The following is a 21,292-nucleotide window of genomic DNA, read 5'->3' as shown; positions in this document are numbered from 1 at the left end:
TGGTTAAGGATCGTGAGTTAAGGGTCGTGAATTAAAAGTTACTAATTAGGAAAATAAGCTAATGCTTAAGGGTGGCAATTATTTGTATATTAAGTTTCAGCTGGCTAGCAACAATCATTAGGCTGTATCGTTGTCTCACATTCCACAGTATTTATCACATCATGACACCAAGCTGGCATATCGGCATTGATGGCATACCACATCCATGTGCCTCTACGCTCTGAGGTAACGACATTAGCCTTTCTTAGATAGCTCAAATGACGGGATATGGTGGACTGAGGCTGTTGCAAGTTTTCAGTCAAGTCGCACACGCACAGAGCCTCTGTATCTTTAAGCTGCATGATTAAGTTTAACCGTGTGGGGTCAGATAGGGCTTTAAAGAATGTGGTCGGATGCATCTTTGTTTGACTAAGTGTTTGCATATGCTGCCTCGGTAAACCCATTTATTATTTTCATATTAAAGTATTGTACCTTAGATTAAAAGTTTGATATATTCGCTTATGCGGATATATGTATACAAATATGCTTTAATGTATTTAGTAAATATTTCTTTTAATTTTTATACCCGATCTTAAAACCAACCTATCGAGTAAAACGAGAGCTAAAGCTACGCATAGTAGATTCAGCGACTTTAACAATAATAGGTTGGTTGTTGGAAAGGTATTAATCTTTTATGTAAGAGACAAACTATGTTCACTGCTGGGTTGATATTTATATGTACATTGATATTGGTAATTTGGCAACCTAAAGGACTGGGTATTGGCGTTAGTGCGACCCTTGGCGCCGTAGTAGCGTTAATATCAGGTGTCATCGATATACAAGATATCCCTATTGTGTGGGATATAGTTTGGAACGCTACCTTTGCCTTCATCGCTATCATCATCATAAGCTTGTTACTTGATCAAGCTGGCTTTTTTGAATGGATTGCTTTACATGTGGCTCGCTTAGGCAAGGGTAATGCAAACTTGCTATTTGTTCTTATTGTATTGCTAGGCGCTGTGGTCGCTGCATTATTTGCAAACGATGGCGCAGCATTAATATTAACGCCCATTGTGATAGCCATGCTTATTAAAATGCGGGTGTCAGCGGCCACGACATTAGCGTTTATTATGGCGGCTGGATTTATTGCAGATACGGCAAGCTTACCTTTGGTGGTGTCAAATCTCGTTAATATAGTTTCTGCAGATTTTTTCAATATCTCTTTTGATCGCTACGCCCAAGTTATGATGCCCGTCAATATCGTATCGGTGCTAAGCTCACTTCTGGTGCTATATATCTTCTATCGCCGCGACATACCTAAAACCTATGATGTCGCAAGCTTGCCCAAGGCGAGTACTTCAATTATTGATCCTCTAACCTTCAAGACAGGCTGGCTCGTATTAGCAGCGCTTTTAATTGGGTTTTTTGTATTAGAGCCTATAGGTATTCCAATAAGTGTTATTGCAGCATCAGGGGCTTTAGTATTGCTGCTGACAGCCACTATCAACAAAAAGCTCTCTGTCTCCAAGGTAATTAAAGAAGCACCGTGGCAAGTGGTGGTCTTCTCACTCGGTATGTATTTGGTCGTATACGGGCTTAAAAATGAAGGATTAACTGAGTATTTGACGTATGCATTAAATGGTTTGGGCGATCATGGCTTATGGAGTGCGGCAATAGGTACAGGATTTATGTCTGCTGGATTGTCCTCCGTGATGAACAATATGCCTACCGTACTAATCCAGTCTCTAGCTATAGCAGATACCTCGCAACCTGATCTAATCGCACAGGCGATGGTATATGCCAACGTTATAGGCTCAGATTTAGGCCCTAAGATAACGCCCATTGGTTCTTTGGCAACCTTACTTTGGCTGCATGTTCTGGCGAGTAAAGAGGTAACAATTACGTGGGGATACTATTTTAAAGTAGGAATAATCTTAACGGTACCTGTCCTATTAGCGACGCTTACCGCATTAGTAATATGGCTTCCAATGGTGAGTTAATCTTACCTGTTTGGGATCTTTAGGCATTCTATAAGCATTTAATAGACATTCATTAGAGTTTTATAGGTATTCAATTCATTAGGAGTAGCGATGCAACCATTAAAAATCTTATATATCTGTACGCATAACCGCTGCAGAAGCATACTGTGTGAAGCCATAACCAATCAAATGGCAGCGAAGGTTAAGACCAACACACAAGAGCATTCAGACCGAAAGCATAAGGCAACAAGCGACATGCCTCAAAGTAAACTAAATAGAAACACTGAATCGTTATTAATTGCGAAAAGTGCAGGTAGTACACCGGTAGGAGAGGTGCATCCTTTAACGCTTAAATATTTGAAAGAGGGCGGCTATTCAATTGATGGATTAACAAGTAACTCTTGGGAAGATGCTGAATATATGCAAGGTTTTGAACCAGATGTGCTGATTACTGTGTGTGATAATGCTGCTGGCGAGGCGTGTCCATTATGGCTTGGTGACTTGTCAAATTTGACTAAACTACATTGGGGTTTGACTGACCCCTCAAAAGACACACAAGATGCACTGCAAACCCAAATCAATTTTCAAAACACGATTCGCACTATAGAAGATAGGGTAGAACAGCTAATGAAAGTGGCATCGTTACTAAAACAGGATCGTAAAATAGCTTTAGAAAATTTGATTAAGACGTAATAAAGCCAATTACAATAAATTTTAATAAATAGCCTAAGCAAATATTTTGTAATGAGTAGATTACATTAGATGAAAAACTCTCAATGTATTTTAAATATCATGAGTAATATTAAACTTTACTACAATTAATTGTAACTGATAAAAATATGACAAAATCTCAAAATAAAATTGATATTGATAACAACCTTGTCGATTTACCAAATATCGAAGGTCATCATTTCAAGATACCGAATAGCCGTGATTTTAAAACGCAACTTTCAACACATTCTCCCAAGTTTTTACTTTTATATGGCTCGTTACGTGAGGTCTCATACAGTAGGCTTCTGATTGAAGAATGTGCACGGATACTCAAAGCTATGGGCGCCGAGGTTCGAATATTCGATCCACAAGGTCTGCCGTTAGCCGACAGTGAAGATGCGAGTCACCCTAAGGTTGCTGAACTTAGAGAATTAGTACAGTGGAATGATGGCATGGTGTGGTGTTCACCAGAGCGCCACGGTGCGATGACAGGAATTATGAAAACTCAAATTGATTGGATACCTCTATCATTGGGCGCGGTTCGGCCCACTCAAGGTAAGACGTTAGCTGTCATGCAAGTCAATGGTGGGTCGCAGTCTTTTAATACGGTCAATCAGCTGCGTATCTTAGGGCGGTGGATGCGTATGTTAACCATCCCGAATCAGTCCTCAGTACCCAAAGCCTTCCTTGAATTCGAAGATGTGATAGACGGTGAGGGCAATACAACTAAACGTATGAAGCAATCAGGATATTATCTACGGGTGGTGGATGTGCTTGAAGAGTTAATGCGCTTTACTTTACTAACAAGAGACCACGCTGAATATCTTGTAGATCGCTATTCAGAACGTGTCGAATCAGCAGAGGCGTTGATCAATCGAGTGAATCAAAGTCATTAAGAATAAAAGAATAAATAGCCTAAGCAAATAAAATAGAATAAGGTTAAATTATTAAACTATAAATCTAGAAACGAACATATCGTAACTATTTAAACCAGTACAAAATTTGCGACAATGATTGTATAAATGACATAAAATAGTTTTATAGATAAATAAACTCTTTACACTCAAAATATGCCACAAGTGTCAGTTTATTCCAACGTATATCATGATTTCACTTAACCATTTGTATTGAATAACTGCATGTACTTGATAGTACCGATATGATGATAAGCTGTATAAAAATAATATTAAAATTTATGCTTTAGTTTTGACAAGGATAACTCATAGAGTTTGAGGTAGGGAGGTAGTTTAATGACTGGATTTAATATTAATCTTGAATTATTACAGTTTCATTTAATTCAATTGGGCATCGCATTTGTGCTATCGCTACCTATCGCGCTAAACCGTGAAATGAAAGACAGTGGAGCAGGGCTACGCACATTTCCTTTAGTTACAATTGCATCATGTGCATTTATGTTAGTGGCTTTGGAGGTGTATCAAGCAGATGCTGAAGCTCGAATTATGTATGCGGTAATCTCAGGTATGGGCTTTATCGGTGGGGGTGCTATTTTCAAAAGCGAGGATGGGCCGCGTGGTACAGCGACTGCTGCAAGTTTATGGAATACAGCGGCCATTGGCATTACAGTAGCTTATCAGCGCTATGAAATCGCCATCATTTTATCCCTAGTGGGATTTTTAATTTTACATTTCTCAGATCCTTTGAAACCAAAAGTTCGTATCACAATCGATAAAGACAATAAGCTTTAATTTATTTGATTATACATCGAATAAATATAAGCATATATGTACCTAATATAGCCCGCGACCATCCTCAGGTTTTAGTCTTAAGAAAGACAATCCTGATATTACCGTCAATATACCAAGCACATAATAAGTCGCATTAAAAGCTTGAATGACATCAAAGTTTAATCGATCACTAAATACGGTTAATACCGCCGCGCCAAAGGCAATACCAAAACTAATGGCTAATTGCTGGTTTACGGCCATCAGGCTATTTCCGCTACTGGTTTGTGGTCCGTCTAAATCACCTATGGTTATGGTATTCATGGCACTAAACTGCATAGAGTTGCACCCACCCATAATAACTAAAAGTGGCGCAATAAAATACCAAGGTACAGATTCATTAAGCTGAGCCAGCATAATAATTAACAGCCCCAAAATGATCGTATTAGCTACCAATACCTTCCGATAGGTAAAGCGCTGAATGATTTTACTCACCCAAGGCTTGATTCCCATAGCGCCAATAGCAATAGGGGTAAGCAGCCACCCAGCTTGTGAAGGCGTATATTTGAAAGCAACTTGGAATAACAGGGGTAATAGGTATGGAACGGCGCTGATGCCTAAACGCGTAAACAGATTTCCAGTGATGCCTATTCTAAATGTTCTTATATTAAATAAAGATAAAGGGAATAGAGGGTTTGGAGCTTTGCGAGCATGTCTTACATATATAAATAGTAGAAGTAGAGCGATGCCAAACATCATTAAACCCTCTACAGCCTTACCGGGTTGCGATAAAAATTCAACCGCTAGTGTCAAAATAGCAGCAGCAACCGCAAATAGTACGAAACCTAACCAATCAAGCTTGCCGGCTTCTTCTCTAATGTCAGGTATTAATTTATAACCGATAACAAGGCCAAGTAACCCCATTGGAATATTAATAAGAAATATCCATTGCCAACTTGCATACTCTACAATATACCCACCTACCAAAGGCCCAAGCAAAGGTGCAATCAGCGCTGGGATAACCGCAAAATTCATAACTGTTAATAAGCGATTACGCGGAAATGACTTAACTAAAATTAAGCGGGCAACAGGCGTCATCATAGCGCCGCCAATACCTTGCACGACTCTTGAAGCTACTAATATATCTAAAGTAGGGGACAGGGCACATAGTATTGAGCCAATACTAAATATAACAATAGCACCCAAAAATACTTTGCGGGTACCATATTTGTCTGCTAAGAAGCCACTTATCGGTATAAATATTGCCAAGGTCAGCGCATAGCTAATCACCGACCATTGCATCTTTAAGGGAGATTCGCCCAATGCCTTAGCCATTTCAGGTAATGCGGTATTAAGGATAGTTGCATCCAGAATTTGCATAAACAGGGCGACCGCTAGTACATACGGCAGAAACTTAGCTTGTGCAGGTGTAAGGGTGAAGTTAGGGTTAGTCTCTTTAGTTGTAGAGCGTTCTGTTGTTAGATTAGCAGACATAATAAAGCCTAAGATTTAGCTCTTTTCTTTTGTTTTAGTCAAGGGTTAATAACTTCGGGCTTATATTATCATTAAGTCTATGGGTACTATTTAGTGTTAATGTTAGTAAATTTGAACTTTTGATTGGTATTTAGTGTTGGTTATTAAGTGCTGGTGATTAAGTGGTCTAATTATTTATTGAGTTTAAATTATCGCAAATAGCCTCTATCACTTTGTCTGGTCTTTTAACCCAAATGCCATGCGGATTGCCTTTAAGATTGTCATCAAGCTTTACTCTAACAATCTTAGAAGTGGCACAAAGATCGGCAAGTTTTTGGGTTGCTTTCAATGGCGCAAAGTCATCGCCAAGTATATTGATATATAAACCAAGGCCTTTTGCACTGTCCATTTTATTCGTTATAAAATCAAATTTGTTTGTAAGAGAGATTCTGCACCAGTTGTGCATCATTGTTTTGGCTTCTCGTTCTCCCAAACCTATCTTATTACCTGGCAGAAACTCGTAAAGTCTTATCAAAGCTTGAATAACGGCAACCGCCGACAGTATTCTAATACGTCCACGACCCCGCCAGCTTTTGTAATGGGTACTACCACAGGCGATGCCTATAATCGGTACATTGTGGATGGCTGAATAAATAGTACCAAGATGTCCGCCTAAGCTATGGCCCACTAGAACAATATCGTTATTTGGCGTATGCGCCTTGGCTTTTTCCACTAACTGATGAACAAAATAATTCACAAGTTCATCGTAGCCGTAATCAATGCCTCGTTTTATATGTGGCTTATTTTCACCACAATTTGGATAATCGGCATAGATAACGGTAAACCCTTTTTTAGTCAAACCTTTAATAAGCTTGTCATACTTTTTTATGGTTACACCCAGCGCATTAAGCATAATGAGGGTTGTTTGTGGTGCTTGGTTGTCAGTGCTATGGTCAGCACTGTTTTTTTTAGCGTTGTTATTTTTAGAACTAGAATCATCAATGAAATCTGTAGACGGTTCGCTAATATTTACATTAACGGGGTAGGTGCCATTTGTGGTTTCAAATTGAAAACTTGTCACGATAGATTATCCTTAATCTTGTTTTAACTAATCATAGCATTAAAACTTTGTTAATAAAGATGTAGGGTCAAATTATTTAATTGGGTTTGTCTTTATCTTTAGTACTGTATGTAAACGCTATCTTTACTAAGGAACCTTACTGATTTGATTTAGAAATTATCATTTCTCATTAGACTAAGACCAAGCCAGCATAGCCACTTTAACCGCCATCACCCATAAAATAATACAAGATAAAAAATATAGCGTGAAGCGCTGCATGATTTTGTTGTAGGTACATTGCACTACGCTATGCAACCCTCTAAGGATGACAAAAGCCCAAGCCAACTTGATCATCCAATCATGAGTGGATAGTAAATCTTGAGTACGATACAGCTCAGACGCCAAACATAGCACATAAAATAAAACAGGCATTTCAAACAGATTTTTTAAATTATTCGATGGGTAATTAATAGCGTCGGGTAATACAGAATTTACTTTTTCAGGTGTATTAATTGATTGTGGGTCTAAGTTATGTTTATTGAGGTAGTCTAAACGTTTGATGTACATATATCCCCACACACCAGCTGTAACGCTCACCATTCCAATTATTGGTTGTATAAAGTTTGCCATGTTTAGTCACTACCTTATTAATTATTATTTTATGTATTAGGGATTATAAGGTGTGCCTTTAGTGAATGCATTGATATATATCAAGTCGCGTTCATGGTATCAGATAATTTAGCCCCGATGGTTTTGGTCACTTGCTTTATATTGACGTTTTATTCGACTAAGTGTTTCAGGCTTTATACCCAAATAAGAGGCAATATGTAAGCTTGGCATTTGCTCAATGATCTTTGTCGGTGCAGTATTCAAAAAGGTCTCATAGCGTTGATATGCCGTTAGTAATTGCAACATTCTAAGACGTTCTTCCATTGAACGATAATGACGAATGGTCATTTCCAGTTTCAATCTATATTGCCATTCCCCTAATTGATCGAAAGCTTTGAAAGGTATTAGATAGCCGTTACAATCTGTAACGGCTTCCGCAGTTTCTGAGGCTATTATAAGGGGTTGCGTGCTTCTACCGAGTTGCCAGTATTGTGAAACGACATAGATAGGTAGAACTAACGAATCATCACATAAAAGCCGCAGATTAACCTCAAGGTTATTAGATTGACTATCAGAATGGTCATAAACCCGCGCTAGACCTGTCTTAAGTAAGAACATACTTTTTACAGTTTGACCTTTGCTATATATACGTTGGTTCTTTTCGAACTTAGTGTGTTGAATTGTAGTAAATTGATTGATTGACTCAATGAGTTTAGTGCTATCTTGCTCATCAATATCAGGTAAATAATGCGATAATAGCGCCTTTATATAGTTATCCATTCATTTCAATCCCTTGCTTAAAAGTTAATCAATATAATCTAAGTTCTAGTTTGACTATTATTATTAATCATTCATAACGACTGATTTAATTTACAGTACTGCTTTTAATGTATTGATAGACTATCATCCTATAATAGTAGCACTAATAAATAATCAGAATGATTAGGACCAAATATGAATAATACTTCTTCAGATAAGCCATCCAATCAAACCACTACTAATAACACCGACTATACGCCGCCAAAGGTTTGGCAACCGGTTCAAAATGGTGGCAAGTTTGCCAATACTAATAAACCTACTGCGGGGGCAAGGCATCAACAAACGTTACCTATAGGGAATATTAAAGATAAGCCGTTACAGCTTTATTCGCTAAACACCCCTAATGGAATTAAAGTCAATATTCTGCTAGAAGAACTGGCTGAATTGGGCATTGAAGAAGCAAAATATGATGCCTATCAAATAAATATTATGGACGGCGATCAGTTTGGTTCAGACTTTGTTGACATCAACCCAAACTCTAAAATTCCAGCATTGGTTGTTTATAGCGTTGAAAACTCACCAGTTAAGGTGTTCGAATCGGGCGCAATTTTGATGTATTTAGCAGAGAAGTTTGAGTGCTTTATACCGTCAATGTCGGCTGAACCACAATTACGTGCCTCGTGCTTGAGTTGGATAATGTGGCAAATGGGTAGTGCGCCCTATGTAGGCGGCGGCTTTGGTCATTTTTATAATTATGCACCTTATCCAATGCAGTACCCAATAGATAGATTCACTATGGAAACCAAAAGACAATTAGATGTACTTGATAAACATTTGGCAAATTCCGAGTATATGATAGGTAATGGCGAACAAAATTATACTATCGCGGATATGTTGATATGGCCTTGGTATGGCAGACTGGTACTAGATGAGTTATATAATAACAGTGCAGAATTCCTAAACGCCTCTAGTTATTCCAATCTACAGAGATGGGCAAAGCAAATAGCTGAACGTTCAGCTGTCAAACGTGCTGTAGAGCTTGAGCTTCAACCTATCAGTTCACATTAAATTCTATGTTAAGACTCTAGAATGCTATTAGTTGTATAGCATTCTAAAACTCTTATTAAAATTTTCTATACTAAACGGTTGGATAATCATAAAAGTTATTTAATAAGAATTAAATCTTTTATAGGTATAAAATCTAAATAGGGGGATTATTTGAATAAATTTTAAATAATCCCCCTAAATCATATAGTTGTGCTATAATGCGCGCCTGCTGATTGATAACATCGCCCGCAATTGTCGTCTGGAGAAGACACCTTTTATAATTGTTGCCGATGATTTTGCCGTTAGCCTTTACTATAACTTCTTGATATTTGTTTAAATATTAAAGTTATCATTGCTAACGATTCACGGTAACAACCATCAAAATACGTTATTGATATGTACATTGGATGTACATATTTTCAAACGCTTATCTGTGTTGTACCTAAAAACTTTAACTGTAAACTACTGGCCTTCAGCATCGGCCGAATAAGTAGTGGCAGTAATTTATTGGATACACATATATGTCTAAGCTAGAAAATGTACTAAATAATGCCGCAAACGAAATTGACGGTGTCGTAACTACTCAAGATTTGAACGATAAAACCCATCCTAACACCAACGTAGCAACTGAAGATAAAGTTTCATTCAGTGACCTTGATTTAGCGCCTGAACTATTAGAAGCGCTTAATGCAAGCGGCTATGAGCATCCTACACCTATTCAAGCACAATCTATCCCGCCAGCACTTAAAGGCCGTGACTTACTATTGTCTGCACAAACGGGTAGTGGTAAAACGGCAGCATTTGTACTACCAATGCTAGATAAAATTATTCGTGATAAAGCGACTAATAAAGTAGTGCATACCGTAATCTTGACACCTACACGTGAGCTTGCAAACCAAGTTAGTGATAGCGTACGTCAATATAGTTCAAAAACTCGCAATATATTCAGTGTTCCTTTAGTGGGCGGTGCACCTTACGGTGGTCAAATTCGCGCACTAAATAAAGGTGTACAAGTTATTATTGCCACCCCTGGTCGTTTCATTGATCACATGAATTCGGGTCGTATCGACTTATCTCAACTTGAGCTATTGATTCTTGATGAAGCTGATCGCATGTTAGATATGGGCTTTGCTGACGATATTGAAAAAGTTATGAAAGCTGCACCTAATAGCCGTCAAACCATTATGTGTTCAGCCACTTGGGATGGTCCTGTTGGCAAAATTGCAGCAAGCTTCACCAATAACCCTGAAAACGTATCAATTAAAGCGGAAACCAAACACATTGATGAATCAGTGTACTACGCAGATGATTTTAATCATAAAAACCGTCTATTAGATAAGTTATTGACCCAAAAAGACGTTAATCAAGCCATCGTATTTGCGGCGACTAAACGTAGCTGTGAGACGTTAGCTAAGAGTCTTAAAGAGCAAGGTCATAAAGCCAGTTTCTTACACGGTGATCTACCTCAGTCAAAACGTACTCGTATAATAAATGACGTGAAAGCGGGTAAAATCACTATATTGGTAGCGACTGATGTGGCTGCGCGTGGTATTGATGTGAGTGGTATAACTCATGTATTTAACTACGATCTTCCACGCCAAACAGAAGACTACGTGCATCGTATTGGTCGTAGTGGTCGTGCTGGTCGTACAGGTATCGCAATAAACATATGTAGCATTGATGACCGTCCACAACTTGACGCCATCAATCGTTATTTAAAACGTACCATGTCTGTTGAAGAGATCGAAGGTATGGAGCCTAAGAAAAATACCAAAGATTTAAAAGTTGGTACAGCTCCGAAACGTGGCCGTGGCGGCAATCGCCGTGGTGATTCTGGTGCAAACAATCGCCGAGGCGGAAACGGTGGTGGTGGCTATCGTGGTAAGTCTAATAATAATTCTGGTGGTGCAGGCGCTGGCCGTCCAAGTGGTAAGCCTAGTGGTCGTCGCTTTGGTGGTAATGGTAAGCCAGGAGCTGCAGCAGCTAAACCAGCGGGTCAACGCCGAGGCGGATCGTCTCGTTCAGGCGAAGGTCGTCCCGCTCGCCGTTCTAATAATGGCTAGTACTTTAGTTTATATTAATTAGCGAATAATCTAAAAGACCAACTTTATTGAGTTGGTCTTTTTTTGTATAGATTATAAATTACTACAAATGCTATATTTAGTATCTAACTACTAACCAATTGATTTATTAACAACCTAACACTGTGGATAACCCACACCAACTTCTACGACATCGATGCGTCCATCTTTTGAATCTAGAGCGTGAATGGCCAATCCTCCTTTTGCAGTTTCTTTATACTTATCCATCATATCGGCGCCAGTGGCTTTCATCGTTGCTATGGCTTTATCAAGAGATACATGATGTTGCCCATCGCCGCGACTGGCTAATCGTGCTGCATTTATAGCTTTGACTGCGCCCATTGCATTACGTTCGATACAAGGTATTTGAACCAGCCCGCCTATCGGGTCACAAGTTAAACCCAAATTGTGTTCTATACCTATCTCGGCTGCATTAGCACATTGTGCAGGGGTTAATCCTATAACGTGAGCCAAACCAGCTGCGGCCATTGCACAAGCAGAACCGACTTCGCCTTGACAGCCGACTTCAGCCCCAGATATCGACGCATTTTGTTTAATGATGGTTCCGATTGCAGCAGCTGTGAGCAGAAACTCACGCACCCCTTTTATAGTATAGTGGTTCAAGAAGTCTCTATAATAATGCAATACTGCTGGAATAATGCCAGCGGCGCCATTAGTCGGTGCGGTGACAACTCGTCCACCATTTGCGTTTTCTTCATTCACGGCCAAAGCAAACAAATCTACCCAATCCATAGCCATTAATTTATCTGTGTTATTGGTCGGGTTTTGCAGCTCATCAAGTAGTTGCGTGTACAACATTTTTGCTCTACGTTTAACGTTTAATCCCCCGGGTAAAATGCCTTCGCTACTGCACCCATTTTTAACGCAAGTTTGCATAACTTCCCATACATCATCTAAATATTGGTTAATTGTAGATTCATCTCGTAAAGTTAATTCATTCGCCATCATTATGTCGCTTATGTTTAACCCATGACTCTCACATAAGGTAAGTAACTCAGAGGCATTGTTAAATGGGTAGGGAGCATTACTATCGTCTGTGATTGCAACACTGTCTGCTTCGTGGCCACTTTTTTTGCTAATTGGGTTGGGTACTTTGTCGGTACTCGTTACCCTGTCGTCAAATTCGTTGGATCCATTATATTCGTATTCGGTAGCAACGAATCCACCACCGATTGAATAATAAATTTTGGAAGCTATGAGCTTATCAGAATTATAAGCCGAAAAACGCAGTCCATTAGGATGATGCGGCAAGCTTGTTTGCGGGTGCCATACGATATCAGTATCGTAATCAAAAAAGATATCATGCAGTCCAGCGAAATTGAGGGTCTGTTTGTTTAGAGGAGCAGCTAAATACTCGTTTACTTTATTGGTATCAATACTATTGGCTTTAAACCCAATCAGCCCTAATATACAAGCGGTATCTGTAGCATGACCTGCACCTGTCGACGCTAATGATCCATATAAGTCAATTTGAACACGGCTAACCTCAGACAAATTATAATCCGATTGAACAGCATCTATAAACATGCCAGCAGCAACCATCGGCCCCATAGTATGAGAGCTTGAAGGTCCAATACCTATTTTAAACATATCAAACAAACTAATCATTAAATCTAAAACCTTGAAAGTATTCAAAAAACTAAAGACTTATTATAATGATATGTTTATACAGTTAATAACTATTTTTTATATAGTAGGTAACTGAAACTTTCTTCATATAGACATTTTTATGTGATGTCATATGTATTGATATTGATGTGATTATTAGTCGCAGGAGTGACATATTAAACGTAGTGACCTAGAATAGGTAGATTAGTTACATTCAAGAACTATTCAATAGCACATAGCTATTTAAAATGTAGCTTTTATTAAACATTGCTATTTAAAGCATAGCTTCTATTAAACATTTCTATCTTGAATATTGTTTTGGTAATCTAGATTTTGGAAGATAATTATCTTTATGATATAAAGCTAAAAATTTTATTATTTAGATATATAAGGAATACTTATGCGCTTTAAGACTTTTAAAAATTTTTCAGTCGTTGCTGCCACTGCTATATTAGTAGCTGCTTGTAATCAATCGGCCACAACTGATAGTGATTCAGCAGATGAGTCAGCTACAGGATCAGATCTTCTAAGTCGTATAAACAATGGGGGTACGATCAATGTTGGCACTGAGGGTACATACCCACCTTATACTTATCATGATGAAGACAACAAACTTACAGGGTACGACGTTGAAGTGACACGCGCCTTAGCAGACAAACTTGGAGTCACTGTTGATTTTAAAGAAACCCAATGGGATGCGATGTTAGCTGGATTGGACGCTGGGCGTTTTGATATGGTAGCCAACCAAGTTGCGCTCACTACACCTGAGCGTCAAGCCAAATATGATATCGCCGAACCTTATAATTGGTCTGGTGCAGCGGTATTGGCACCTAAGTCAGACAGTCGATATAACGCTTGGGAGTCGTTAAAAGGGTTAAAATCTGCTCAATCATTAAGTAGTAATTATGGTGAAATGGCTGAAAAATATGAAGCAGAAGTTGTACCTGTAGATGGCATGGCGCAAGCAATTGAGTTGGTGAAACAAGGCCGTGCCGATGTGACCTTAAATGATCATTTAGCCATTCTTGATTACCTTAACAAATTTCCAGATAGCGACTTAGAAGTAAAGCTTGTCGCACCTGCTGAAGAAAAGACGGGCTCTGGTATCGTGATGTTGAAAGGTAATGATAAAGCACTTGCCAAAGTTGATGCGGCGATGAAAGAGCTTCATGAAGATGGTACATTAACCGAGCTTGGCAAACAATTCTTCGGTGAGGATATAAGTAAGAGATGATCGCATCTGTTATAGAAGCATTAAAGAATCTTCTGGCAGTCTTGCCATTCATGACACCCAATCGGGCTCAGATTGTTATAGATTCATTCTGGCCAATGTTAAAAGGCGCTATATACTATTCGATTCCGCTAGCGATAGCGTCTTTTATGATTGGAATGGGAATAGCGCTTGTTGTAGCGCTCATTCGCATCGTACCTCGCAATGCTCTGTGGCACAAAATCGCTTATTATATAGCGCGCGCGTATGTATCGGCTATCCGTGGTACACCGATGTTGGTTCAGTTATTCATCATATTTTATGGTTTACCAAGTATTGGGGTCAAATTCGAACCATTTCCAGCGGCAATTATTGCATTTTCTTTAAACATCGGTGCTTATGCTTCTGAAACTGTTCGTGCGTCAATTCTATCTATTCCTAAAGGACAATGGGAAGCAGGTTCAACGGTTGGTTTAAGCTACCTTCAAACATTTCGTCATGTAATATTGCCACAAGCGCTGAGAGTCTCAGTACCGCCTTTATCGAATACGTTTATTTCATTGGTCAAAGACACTTCTCTCGCCTCATTAATTTTGGTAACGGAGCTATTTAAGCAAGCCCAAATTATCACAGCGCGAAATTATGAATTTATGCTGGTTTATACCGAAGCTGCTGTTATTTATTGGGTCATTTGTTTGGCTTTAAGCTCGCTGCAAGGAAGATTAGAAAAAAGACTTGATCGCTATATTGCTAAATAGCCAAATAAACCATAACTAGGATTGCGTTATCAGGATACAAGAATGATTAAAATATCCAATATTCATAAAGCCTTTGGAGATAATGAAGTTCTTAAAGGTATTGATCTTGAAGTAGAAAAGGGGAGTGTTGTTGTTATATTGGGTCCATCAGGATCTGGTAAAACCACCTTCCTACGCTGTTTAAATGGTTTGGAAGTGCCTGAAAAAGGTATTATAGAATTCACAGATGGCAGCTTAATAGTTGACTTTGCTGAAAAAGTCTCAAAGCAGCGTATGCGTGACCTTAAAAAGAAATCAGGCATGGTATTTCAGTCTTATAACTTATTCCCTCATAAAACTGCACTTGAAAACTTAATGCTAGGTCCAGTTGTGGCCCAAGGTATGAACAAAACTGAAAGCCGTGAGAAAGCGTTAAAACTATTGGACAAGGTAGGATTATCAGATAAAGTAGAATTATATCCGTTTCAACTGTCAGGCGGGCAGCAGCAGCGTGTGGGTATAGCGCGTGCGCTTGCCATAGAGCCTGATTTATTACTATTCGATGAGCCAACCTCTGCCTTAGATCCAGAATTGGTTCAAGAAGTATTAAAGACTATGCAGCAATTGGCATCTGAAGGATGGACAATGGTTGTGGTCACGCATGAGATAACTTTCGCGCGTGATGTGGCAGATATCGTCATGCTTATGGAAGATGGCTATGTGGTTGAAGTAGGGCCTCCACAGCAGCTTTTTGCAGAGTCGGAACATCCAAGAACCAGAGCCTTTTTACAGCGTATTAATAATTAAACTTTTTCTGAAAATAACTCATATTAGTTAAACACGCTAAACTTTTTACTTCAAGATTTGGTAACACTCATGATTATGAAGTTTATGCATTATGGTTTGAACGGATTTGTTAAGATAAATATAACAATAAGATTTGTCGTAAAAAAGCTCTTATATATATAAAAGTTTGGTCTAATAAATATTTATCATCTTATTAATTTTGATCCCAATAGCCCTCTGGGTAGTCCGGCAGTGATAATAAAGTATTTAATAAGGCATCAGACCATCGTTTGCTTAGGTCGCAATAATACTCATCATCTTCACTAATACGGCGTATGGTCGGCAGTTTCAAACTATCGTTATGATAAATAACCATATCAATCGGCATACCTACCGACAAATTAGAGCGTATAGTTGAATCAAAAGATAACATCATGGCTTGGGCAGCATGCTCTAATTCAATATCGTAATTAACCGATCTGTCCAGTATCGGTTTACCATATTTACTTTCACCCAGCTGAAAAAACGGCGTATCTTTAGACGCCCGAATACAATTACCTTCGGGGTATATCATATACAGTTCGGCTTCTTGTCCTTTAATTTGACCACCCAGCATAAACGTACTGGCAAAGGTGCCACTAACAGAATCATTGGCGACGTTTTGCGCCTTAGTGATTACATCGCGTACCAGTTCACCAACTATTTCGGCCGCATCGAACATCGTTAAGGCAGTTAATAAATTGGTTTCTGAGCGCTGATCGATAGCATTTTGCAATCTTTTAAATACCGCTTGAGAGGTCGCTAAGCTGCCCGCAGTTTGAATAACGATACTGCGTTCACCATCGATACCAAAGGTATAAAGTTTACGAAAGGACGAAATATGATCGACGCCAGCATTGGTGCGTGTATCGCTGGCGAATACCATGCCATCTTTGAGTCTTAAGGCTGCACAATAGGTCATTAAAGTTCCTAAGTTAAATCAATATTTAAAATTGAAAAGGGGTTATGAGGTAAGTCAAAATACTCTATTCATTAATAGCTACCTAAATCTATAATAGATTGAATAGTATTAAACGATAAATTATTCTGATAAAAAGTAGCGCATGATACCACCTAACATTTGTTAATTTGTATAAGAATTATTAAAAATGAAATGACTTAAAAACTACCACATACAACCTCAATTATAAGCGATTAATCCAAACGATTAACTACGACTTGGCTATAAAGATTTTCGTAACCACCACCCATGCGTACGCCACGCACTGGCGCAGCATCAAGGTAGTCTCGTCCGATAGCTACATACACATGAGAGCTGGGTTTATATAGCTGATTTGAGATATCAAATGTGTACCAATATCCGTCTAAGTATGCTTCAGCCCAAGCATGACTTGCCATATGATTATCGGTATCGTCATACAGATAGCCCGACACATAGCGCGCGGGTATTAATTTATCTCGAAGGCAAGCTAAAAACACATGGGTATGGTCTTGACACACTCCTGCTTTTATCTCAAAACTTTCGGCTGCCGTTGTTCCTACATGCGTCACATATTTGGTATAGGGCATATAATCAAGTAGTGCCTTTGAGAATTTTTTGAGATTATCGACAGATACTTCTTCTAGATAAGAATTTGCAAATTCACGCATTTGTTCTGAGCACACTGTTAATGGGCTTTGTACCGTAAATAACTGATAGGGTACATTACCCGTATCTTCAAGACGTTCAGTTTCTAAATCAATCTCTACCACACCAGAAGCTTGCATCTGTAAGTTATTGTGTGCTTCGTTACGACTCAGGGTTAGCCAAATATTGCCAAAGCCATCCTCTTGAGTCGTAGCAAGTTTAGGTAACATTACCTGCCAGTTATGTACTTTTTGATGAGAAATTCGCATTGGAGTCATTCTAATGTATTGAACACTACGCTGAGCGAGTTCATCATAAAAATAATTAGTTTGATGACTGATTTGTAGTTTCATGAATTACACTCCTTGTTGCAATATGGTATTAAACTCCTGACTCAATAATACATAGTCATCATAAGATTGAGATTTTATAAGTTGGTTAGTAAGTCGAATCAGCTCGCGCCATCTTGTATTCTCAGGCAACTCATTAACCCATTTCTTGAATTCTAAACTTGATTGCTCAGCGTTTTCATTTAATAAAATAGCACGCTCTAATACTTCAAACTGTCGTCCAAGTTGCCAAAAGGTTTTAACCTTAAAGTGCTCTTGCATCATCGCAGCGTTACACGCTTCAAGTTGAAGCGTCGCTGCGCGATATGTACCTGCACTCGATAAACGCTTGATTAAGTTATAAAGCTCGGCAGTATCTTTACCAAGTACACCTTTAGCTTCTTGAACATTGGTTTCGATAGATTCGATAACACTAGGTATTTTGTTTGTTTCTAAGTCTTGTAATATGGATAATACAATGGGTTTTATTTTAATATTATCAGTATCACAATTATCATCCATATAATCGATGCCAATACCTAACGAATGAACAATATGATTGAGTTCGCTTATGTCATATTCCTCCTTTAATACCTTATTCATTAGGCTATCATAGTAATGAAGACGCTCACTAAATCTACCTAACCATACCAAATAATTGGCCGTTGATAACAGTAGTATCATTGGCGCTGCATCAAGATTTTCATAACCAACTTCTACGGGATGAGACTTGTCGGCATAATAGTTATGACGCGCAACAATTGAATTTAAGGTGCCCTGCATAGTTTGCTGATTGGCATCTCTAAAGCTATTGTTATAGGGATCGGTATCTTTATTAGTATCGTCAACTACCCAAGTATCCTTAATACCACCGCCTTGCGAAGAGTTAACCACTAGTGAGCCTTCATTCATAGCAACTCGTGTTAATCCACCAGGTACAATGTCAACGCTACCATCACCATGACTTAATACAAATGGACGCAAATCAATATGTCTTATAGCAATACCATCATTAACGGTTGTGGGATTGGTTGACAACGATATGGTAGGCTGAGCGATAAACCCCGCAGGGTTATCCATCAATCGCAAGCGATAGGCTTCTATTTCTTTTTGGGTAGCACTTGGACCGATTAACATACCATAACCACCTGAGCCTTGAGTCTCTTTAACGACTAGACTCTCTAAGTTATTTAGAACATAGTCTAGTTCTTCAGGTTTGCGGCATTGGTAGGTTTTTACGTTGGGTAGGATAGGTTTTTCGCCAAGATAATATTCAATCATATCAGGCACGAACGGATATATACTTTTATCATCTGCAACACCAGTTCCGGGTGCATTTACTATCACGACATTACCCGCACGATAGGCACTCATTAAACCAGAAACTCCTAAGATTGAGTCAGATTTAAAGCCTAAAGGGTCTATGAAAGGGTCATCAATACGCCGATAAATAATATCGACCTGAACTTTACCGCGTATACCTTGCATGTATACTTTGCCATCTTCCACCAATAAATCGTATCCATGTACCAAAGGCACATGCATTGCTTGGGCTAGAAAAGCATGTTCATAGTAAGCACTATTAAAACGACCTGGGGTTAATATAACTATCTGAGGATCATATTTAATTGATGAGCTTGAAAGACAAGCTTTTAAACGCTGGGGATAATCTTCAATATCTAAAATAGACATGTCATTATAGACATCTGGTAATAGCATTTTGGATATATTACGACTCTCAAGCATATATGAAACGCCTGATGGGGTACGTAGATTGTCTTCTAATACACAAAATGTACCCTCTTCATCTCGTATCAAGTCTATACCACTTATATGCGAATACACTGGTTTGGCGAGGTTAATATTCATCATCCATGGTTCATAGCAGCCGCTTGCATATACATAGTTTGAGGGAACGATACCTTCTTTTAGAATATTTTGTTCATGGTATATGTCATCAAGGAATTTATTTAATGCCGTAATGCGCTGTTTACAACCTGCTTCAACAGTTTGCCATTCGCTATAGGGAATAACACGTGGAATAATGTCAAAAGGTATCATGCGCTCGATGTTTTTGGCATCGCTGTAAACGGTAAAAGTGACCCCTTTACGATAAAATACATCAGCCGCTTGATCGTTTAATTGATTCAATGCATCTAGATTGGTGTTGCTTAACCAATGACCTAATTTTTCGGCGACGGCTCGATAACTACCGTCATTCTCTTGGAGCTCATTAAATGCCTGATTTGTTATATTTAATGATTCATTAGGTTGAGAATCGAATTTAAGAGATGGGGCATCACTTCCAGAATTATTTAAACCACTTATTTTGCTTTCTCCCGACATAGGTTTAATTCCTTTTAAGTAGATGTAAAATATATTCTTAACTATAAGCTTTACAATTATTAAATCGTCCCAACGTTCAAATTTATACACATATATTAAAAATTTATAATATTCAAAAGTCTATATTTGCTTAAACCGCATTTAAAACTACGATACTGATTAACTACTGCAAAATCAGTACCAAGGTTTTATCGATAATATTATGACATTGTTATGTTTAAACTATTAGATTCATTCATGTGTTCTAAATCCAATATATAACACTGTTTTATAGAATGGAAGTAATTAAAGAGGAAGAGAAACTAACATTGAGAATCCGATTGTCAAATAGGTTAAACCTAATTGCGATGTAACTACTATTTAATCCATAATTTAAGTAATATTTAATTAGAGCTCTTAAAATTTAATATGTCGATACTTATTAATCAATCCATAGAAAGTAAGCACTATCTCTTTTTTTAGTCTCTTGGTAAAAACACGCTTTTTCCTGTTGTGTGCGCGGAAGATGCTGCTGGTTGGCGCCGCACTTGCGTGAACGTTCGATAATCCAATTGATTTGATCGTCTTGGAATTCTTTTGCCGCATCAGAACCGTAAATGTTCTTAACTTCATACAAGATGGCTTTATATCCAGAATTAATCCATTCATCTGAATAGTTATACAAAGTATCTATAAAACTATGTCTATTATTTAGAGGTTGGTAATTTATATCGGAGCTATTTACGTTTACAAGTGGTAAAGTGATTTGTTCATTATTAAATGAATGAATGGAATCAAAAGTTATGGTTATATCGTCATGTGTCATTAATCCCTTTACACCATGACCTTCAAAGCTATAGCCATGAAACGCACATGGGGTCACGCCATCTTTGCAAGTGCTATGTAGTGTGGTGGTAGGATAATATTTAATAGTACTGGGCTTTTTATAATCATAACCTTTTAGATTAATTAAATTCATTAAATCAGGTGATTCGAGCAACATATCTTTGCACGATATGTCTCCATCATCGCAGCCCTTATATAAGTTTAAGCGTTGACCTTCCACCTCAATTTTAAACCAGAAGTTATTTTCAATAGGTGCTAGCGCATTACAAGACGTACTATAAACGAACAATCCTATAGTCATCGCAAATACAGTACATAGATGCTTAAGCATACTCATAGTTATGGCGTCTGTATTCATCATATTCGTTCTCCATGTAGGACTGATTCAATTAAGAGTTAACCTTTAATAAGCATCTTTAATAT

Annotated in this window: 19 protein-coding genes; 9 read left to right on the top strand and 10 right to left on the bottom strand. The window is 38.3% G+C overall.

The window, feature by feature from the left end:
- Window positions 1–104: 104 nt before the first annotated feature.
- Window positions 105–422 carry an ArsR/SmtB family transcription factor gene (locus AC2SLP_RS04925; protein ID WP_486535522.1) on the bottom strand — a complete coding sequence of 106 codons (318 nt, stop codon included), beginning with the start codon at window positions 420–422 and terminating at the stop codon, window positions 105–107.
- Window positions 423–689: 267 nt separating this feature from the next.
- On the opposite strand from AC2SLP_RS04925, the gene AC2SLP_RS04920 reads away from it, so the two are divergent.
- From AC2SLP_RS04920 to AC2SLP_RS04905, 4 genes are all read left to right on the top strand, one after another.
- On the top strand, window positions 690–1,979 hold the full coding sequence (locus tag AC2SLP_RS04920; protein WP_486535521.1) for an arsenic transporter: 1,290 nt from the start codon (window positions 690–692) through the stop codon (window positions 1,977–1,979).
- Between the two features lie 90 nt (window positions 1,980–2,069).
- On the top strand, window positions 2,070–2,651 hold the full coding sequence (locus AC2SLP_RS04915; RefSeq protein WP_486535520.1) for an arsenate reductase ArsC: 582 nt from the start codon (window positions 2,070–2,072) through the stop codon (window positions 2,649–2,651).
- A 146-nt stretch (window positions 2,652–2,797) separates the two neighbouring features.
- Window positions 2,798–3,565 carry an arsenical resistance protein ArsH gene (gene arsH, locus AC2SLP_RS04910; protein WP_486535519.1) on the top strand — a complete coding sequence of 256 codons (768 nt, stop codon included), beginning with the start codon at window positions 2,798–2,800 and terminating at the stop codon, window positions 3,563–3,565.
- Window positions 3,566–3,919: 354 nt separating this feature from the next.
- Complete coding sequence (locus tag AC2SLP_RS04905) at window positions 3,920–4,375, top strand: MgtC/SapB family protein (RefSeq protein WP_486535518.1); 456 nt, start codon at window positions 3,920–3,922, stop codon at window positions 4,373–4,375.
- Window positions 4,376–4,417: 42 nt separating this feature from the next.
- Here the strand turns inward: AC2SLP_RS04905 and AC2SLP_RS04900 are convergent, their stop codons facing one another.
- The 4 genes from AC2SLP_RS04900 to AC2SLP_RS04885 all read right to left on the bottom strand — a co-directional run bounded on the left by AC2SLP_RS04900 (window position 4,418) and on the right by AC2SLP_RS04885 (window position 8,273).
- A complete protein-coding gene (locus AC2SLP_RS04900; RefSeq protein ID WP_486535517.1) occupies window positions 4,418–5,845 on the bottom strand; it encodes a DHA2 family efflux MFS transporter permease subunit in 1,428 nt (475 codons plus the stop codon).
- 166 nt (window positions 5,846–6,011) lie between these two features.
- A complete protein-coding gene (locus tag AC2SLP_RS04895) occupies window positions 6,012–6,905 on the bottom strand; it encodes an alpha/beta fold hydrolase (protein WP_486535516.1) in 894 nt (297 codons plus the stop codon).
- 174 nt (window positions 6,906–7,079) lie between these two features.
- A complete protein-coding gene (locus AC2SLP_RS04890) occupies window positions 7,080–7,514 on the bottom strand; it encodes an MAPEG family protein (protein WP_486535515.1) in 435 nt (144 codons plus the stop codon).
- 108 nt (window positions 7,515–7,622) lie between these two features.
- Complete coding sequence (locus AC2SLP_RS04885; RefSeq protein WP_486535514.1) at window positions 7,623–8,273, bottom strand: Crp/Fnr family transcriptional regulator; 651 nt, start codon at window positions 8,271–8,273, stop codon at window positions 7,623–7,625.
- Between the two features lie 174 nt (window positions 8,274–8,447).
- On the opposite strand from AC2SLP_RS04885, the gene yghU reads away from it, so the two are divergent.
- Both yghU and csdA read left to right on the top strand, forming a co-directional pair.
- Window positions 8,448–9,320, top strand: a complete 873-nt coding sequence (yghU, locus tag AC2SLP_RS04880) for a glutathione-dependent disulfide-bond oxidoreductase (RefSeq protein ID WP_486535513.1) — start codon at window positions 8,448–8,450, stop codon at window positions 9,318–9,320.
- Between the two features lie 569 nt (window positions 9,321–9,889).
- Complete coding sequence (gene csdA / locus AC2SLP_RS04875; RefSeq protein WP_486535541.1) at window positions 9,890–11,362, top strand: DEAD/DEAH box helicase CsdA; 1,473 nt, start codon at window positions 9,890–9,892, stop codon at window positions 11,360–11,362.
- A 135-nt stretch (window positions 11,363–11,497) separates the two neighbouring features.
- Here csdA and AC2SLP_RS04870 read toward each other — a convergent pair whose 3' ends face one another.
- Window positions 11,498–13,009, bottom strand: coding sequence for an L-serine ammonia-lyase (locus AC2SLP_RS04870; protein ID WP_486535512.1), 1,512 nt, complete (start codon window positions 13,007–13,009; stop codon window positions 11,498–11,500).
- A 400-nt stretch (window positions 13,010–13,409) separates the two neighbouring features.
- Here AC2SLP_RS04870 and AC2SLP_RS04865 point away from each other — a divergent pair, with 400 nt between their 5' ends.
- From AC2SLP_RS04865 to AC2SLP_RS04855, 3 genes are read left to right on the top strand one after another with little or no spacing between them, the layout of a single operon-like run.
- Window positions 13,410–14,243 carry an amino acid ABC transporter substrate-binding protein gene (locus AC2SLP_RS04865; protein WP_486535511.1) on the top strand — a complete coding sequence of 278 codons (834 nt, stop codon included), beginning with the start codon at window positions 13,410–13,412 and terminating at the stop codon, window positions 14,241–14,243.
- Window positions 14,240–14,977: an amino acid ABC transporter permease gene (locus AC2SLP_RS04860; protein WP_486535510.1), complete on the top strand. Its 738-nt coding sequence runs from the start codon at window positions 14,240–14,242 to the stop codon at window positions 14,975–14,977. The genes AC2SLP_RS04865 and AC2SLP_RS04860 overlap by 4 nt, the downstream gene beginning before the upstream one ends.
- 42 nt (window positions 14,978–15,019) lie before the next feature.
- Entirely contained in the window at window positions 15,020–15,763 is a 744-nt protein-coding gene (locus tag AC2SLP_RS04855; protein WP_486535509.1) for an amino acid ABC transporter ATP-binding protein, read from the top strand.
- Window positions 15,764–15,956: 193 nt separating this feature from the next.
- On the opposite strand, the gene AC2SLP_RS04850 is transcribed toward AC2SLP_RS04855, so the two are convergent.
- From AC2SLP_RS04850 to AC2SLP_RS04835, 4 genes are all read right to left on the bottom strand, one after another.
- Window positions 15,957–16,703 (bottom strand): proteasome-type protease, encoded by a 747-nt coding sequence (locus AC2SLP_RS04850; protein WP_486535508.1) that lies wholly within the window; start codon window positions 16,701–16,703, stop codon window positions 15,957–15,959.
- 233 nt (window positions 16,704–16,936) lie between these two features.
- Window positions 16,937–17,722, bottom strand: coding sequence for a transglutaminase family protein (locus AC2SLP_RS04845; protein ID WP_486535507.1), 786 nt, complete (start codon window positions 17,720–17,722; stop codon window positions 16,937–16,939).
- Window positions 17,723–17,725: 3 nt separating this feature from the next.
- Window positions 17,726–20,044: a circularly permuted type 2 ATP-grasp protein gene (locus tag AC2SLP_RS04840; RefSeq protein WP_486535506.1), complete on the bottom strand. Its 2,319-nt coding sequence runs from the start codon at window positions 20,042–20,044 to the stop codon at window positions 17,726–17,728.
- A 421-nt stretch (window positions 20,045–20,465) separates the two neighbouring features.
- Window positions 20,466–21,230: a hypothetical protein gene (locus tag AC2SLP_RS04835; RefSeq protein WP_486535505.1), complete on the bottom strand. Its 765-nt coding sequence runs from the start codon at window positions 21,228–21,230 to the stop codon at window positions 20,466–20,468.
- Window positions 21,231–21,292: the final 62 nt, after the last annotated feature.

It is taken from the genome of Psychrobacter sp. CX21 (assembly GCF_057396255.1).
Note: the sequence above shows the minus strand (reverse complement) of the source record. Positions and strands in the feature narration are given on the sequence as shown.

Bases quoted from the DNA above. Each gene is read 5' to 3' on its own strand.
- AC2SLP_RS04925 (WP_486535522.1), bottom strand. From the start codon at position 422: ATGCAAACACTTAGTCAAACAAAGATGCATCCGACCACATTCTTTAAA.
- AC2SLP_RS04920 (WP_486535521.1), top strand. From the start codon at position 690: ATGTTCACTGCTGGGTTGATATTTATATGTACATTGATATTGGTAATT.
- AC2SLP_RS04915 (WP_486535520.1), top strand. From the start codon at position 2,070: ATGCAACCATTAAAAATCTTATATATCTGTACGCATAACCGCTGCAGA.
- arsH (WP_486535519.1), top strand. From the start codon at position 2,798: ATGACAAAATCTCAAAATAAAATTGATATTGATAACAACCTTGTCGAT.
- AC2SLP_RS04905 (WP_486535518.1), top strand. From the start codon at position 3,920: ATGACTGGATTTAATATTAATCTTGAATTATTACAGTTTCATTTAATT.
- AC2SLP_RS04900 (WP_486535517.1), bottom strand. From the start codon at position 5,845: ATGTCTGCTAATCTAACAACAGAACGCTCTACAACTAAAGAGACTAAC.
- AC2SLP_RS04890 (WP_486535515.1), bottom strand. From the start codon at position 7,514: ATGGCAAACTTTATACAACCAATAATTGGAATGGTGAGCGTTACAGCT.
- AC2SLP_RS04885 (WP_486535514.1), bottom strand. From the start codon at position 8,273: ATGGATAACTATATAAAGGCGCTATTATCGCATTATTTACCTGATATT.
- yghU (WP_486535513.1), top strand. From the start codon at position 8,448: ATGAATAATACTTCTTCAGATAAGCCATCCAATCAAACCACTACTAAT.
- AC2SLP_RS04870 (WP_486535512.1), bottom strand. From the start codon at position 13,009: ATGATTAGTTTGTTTGATATGTTTAAAATAGGTATTGGACCTTCAAGC.
- AC2SLP_RS04865 (WP_486535511.1), top strand. From the start codon at position 13,410: ATGCGCTTTAAGACTTTTAAAAATTTTTCAGTCGTTGCTGCCACTGCT.
- AC2SLP_RS04860 (WP_486535510.1), top strand. From the start codon at position 14,240: ATGATCGCATCTGTTATAGAAGCATTAAAGAATCTTCTGGCAGTCTTG.
- AC2SLP_RS04855 (WP_486535509.1), top strand. From the start codon at position 15,020: ATGATTAAAATATCCAATATTCATAAAGCCTTTGGAGATAATGAAGTT.
- AC2SLP_RS04850 (WP_486535508.1), bottom strand. From the start codon at position 16,703: ATGACCTATTGTGCAGCCTTAAGACTCAAAGATGGCATGGTATTCGCC.
- AC2SLP_RS04845 (WP_486535507.1), bottom strand. From the start codon at position 17,722: ATGAAACTACAAATCAGTCATCAAACTAATTATTTTTATGATGAACTC.
- AC2SLP_RS04840 (WP_486535506.1), bottom strand. From the start codon at position 20,044: ATGTCGGGAGAAAGCAAAATAAGTGGTTTAAATAATTCTGGAAGTGAT.
- AC2SLP_RS04835 (WP_486535505.1), bottom strand. From the start codon at position 21,230: ATGATGAATACAGACGCCATAACTATGAGTATGCTTAAGCATCTATGT.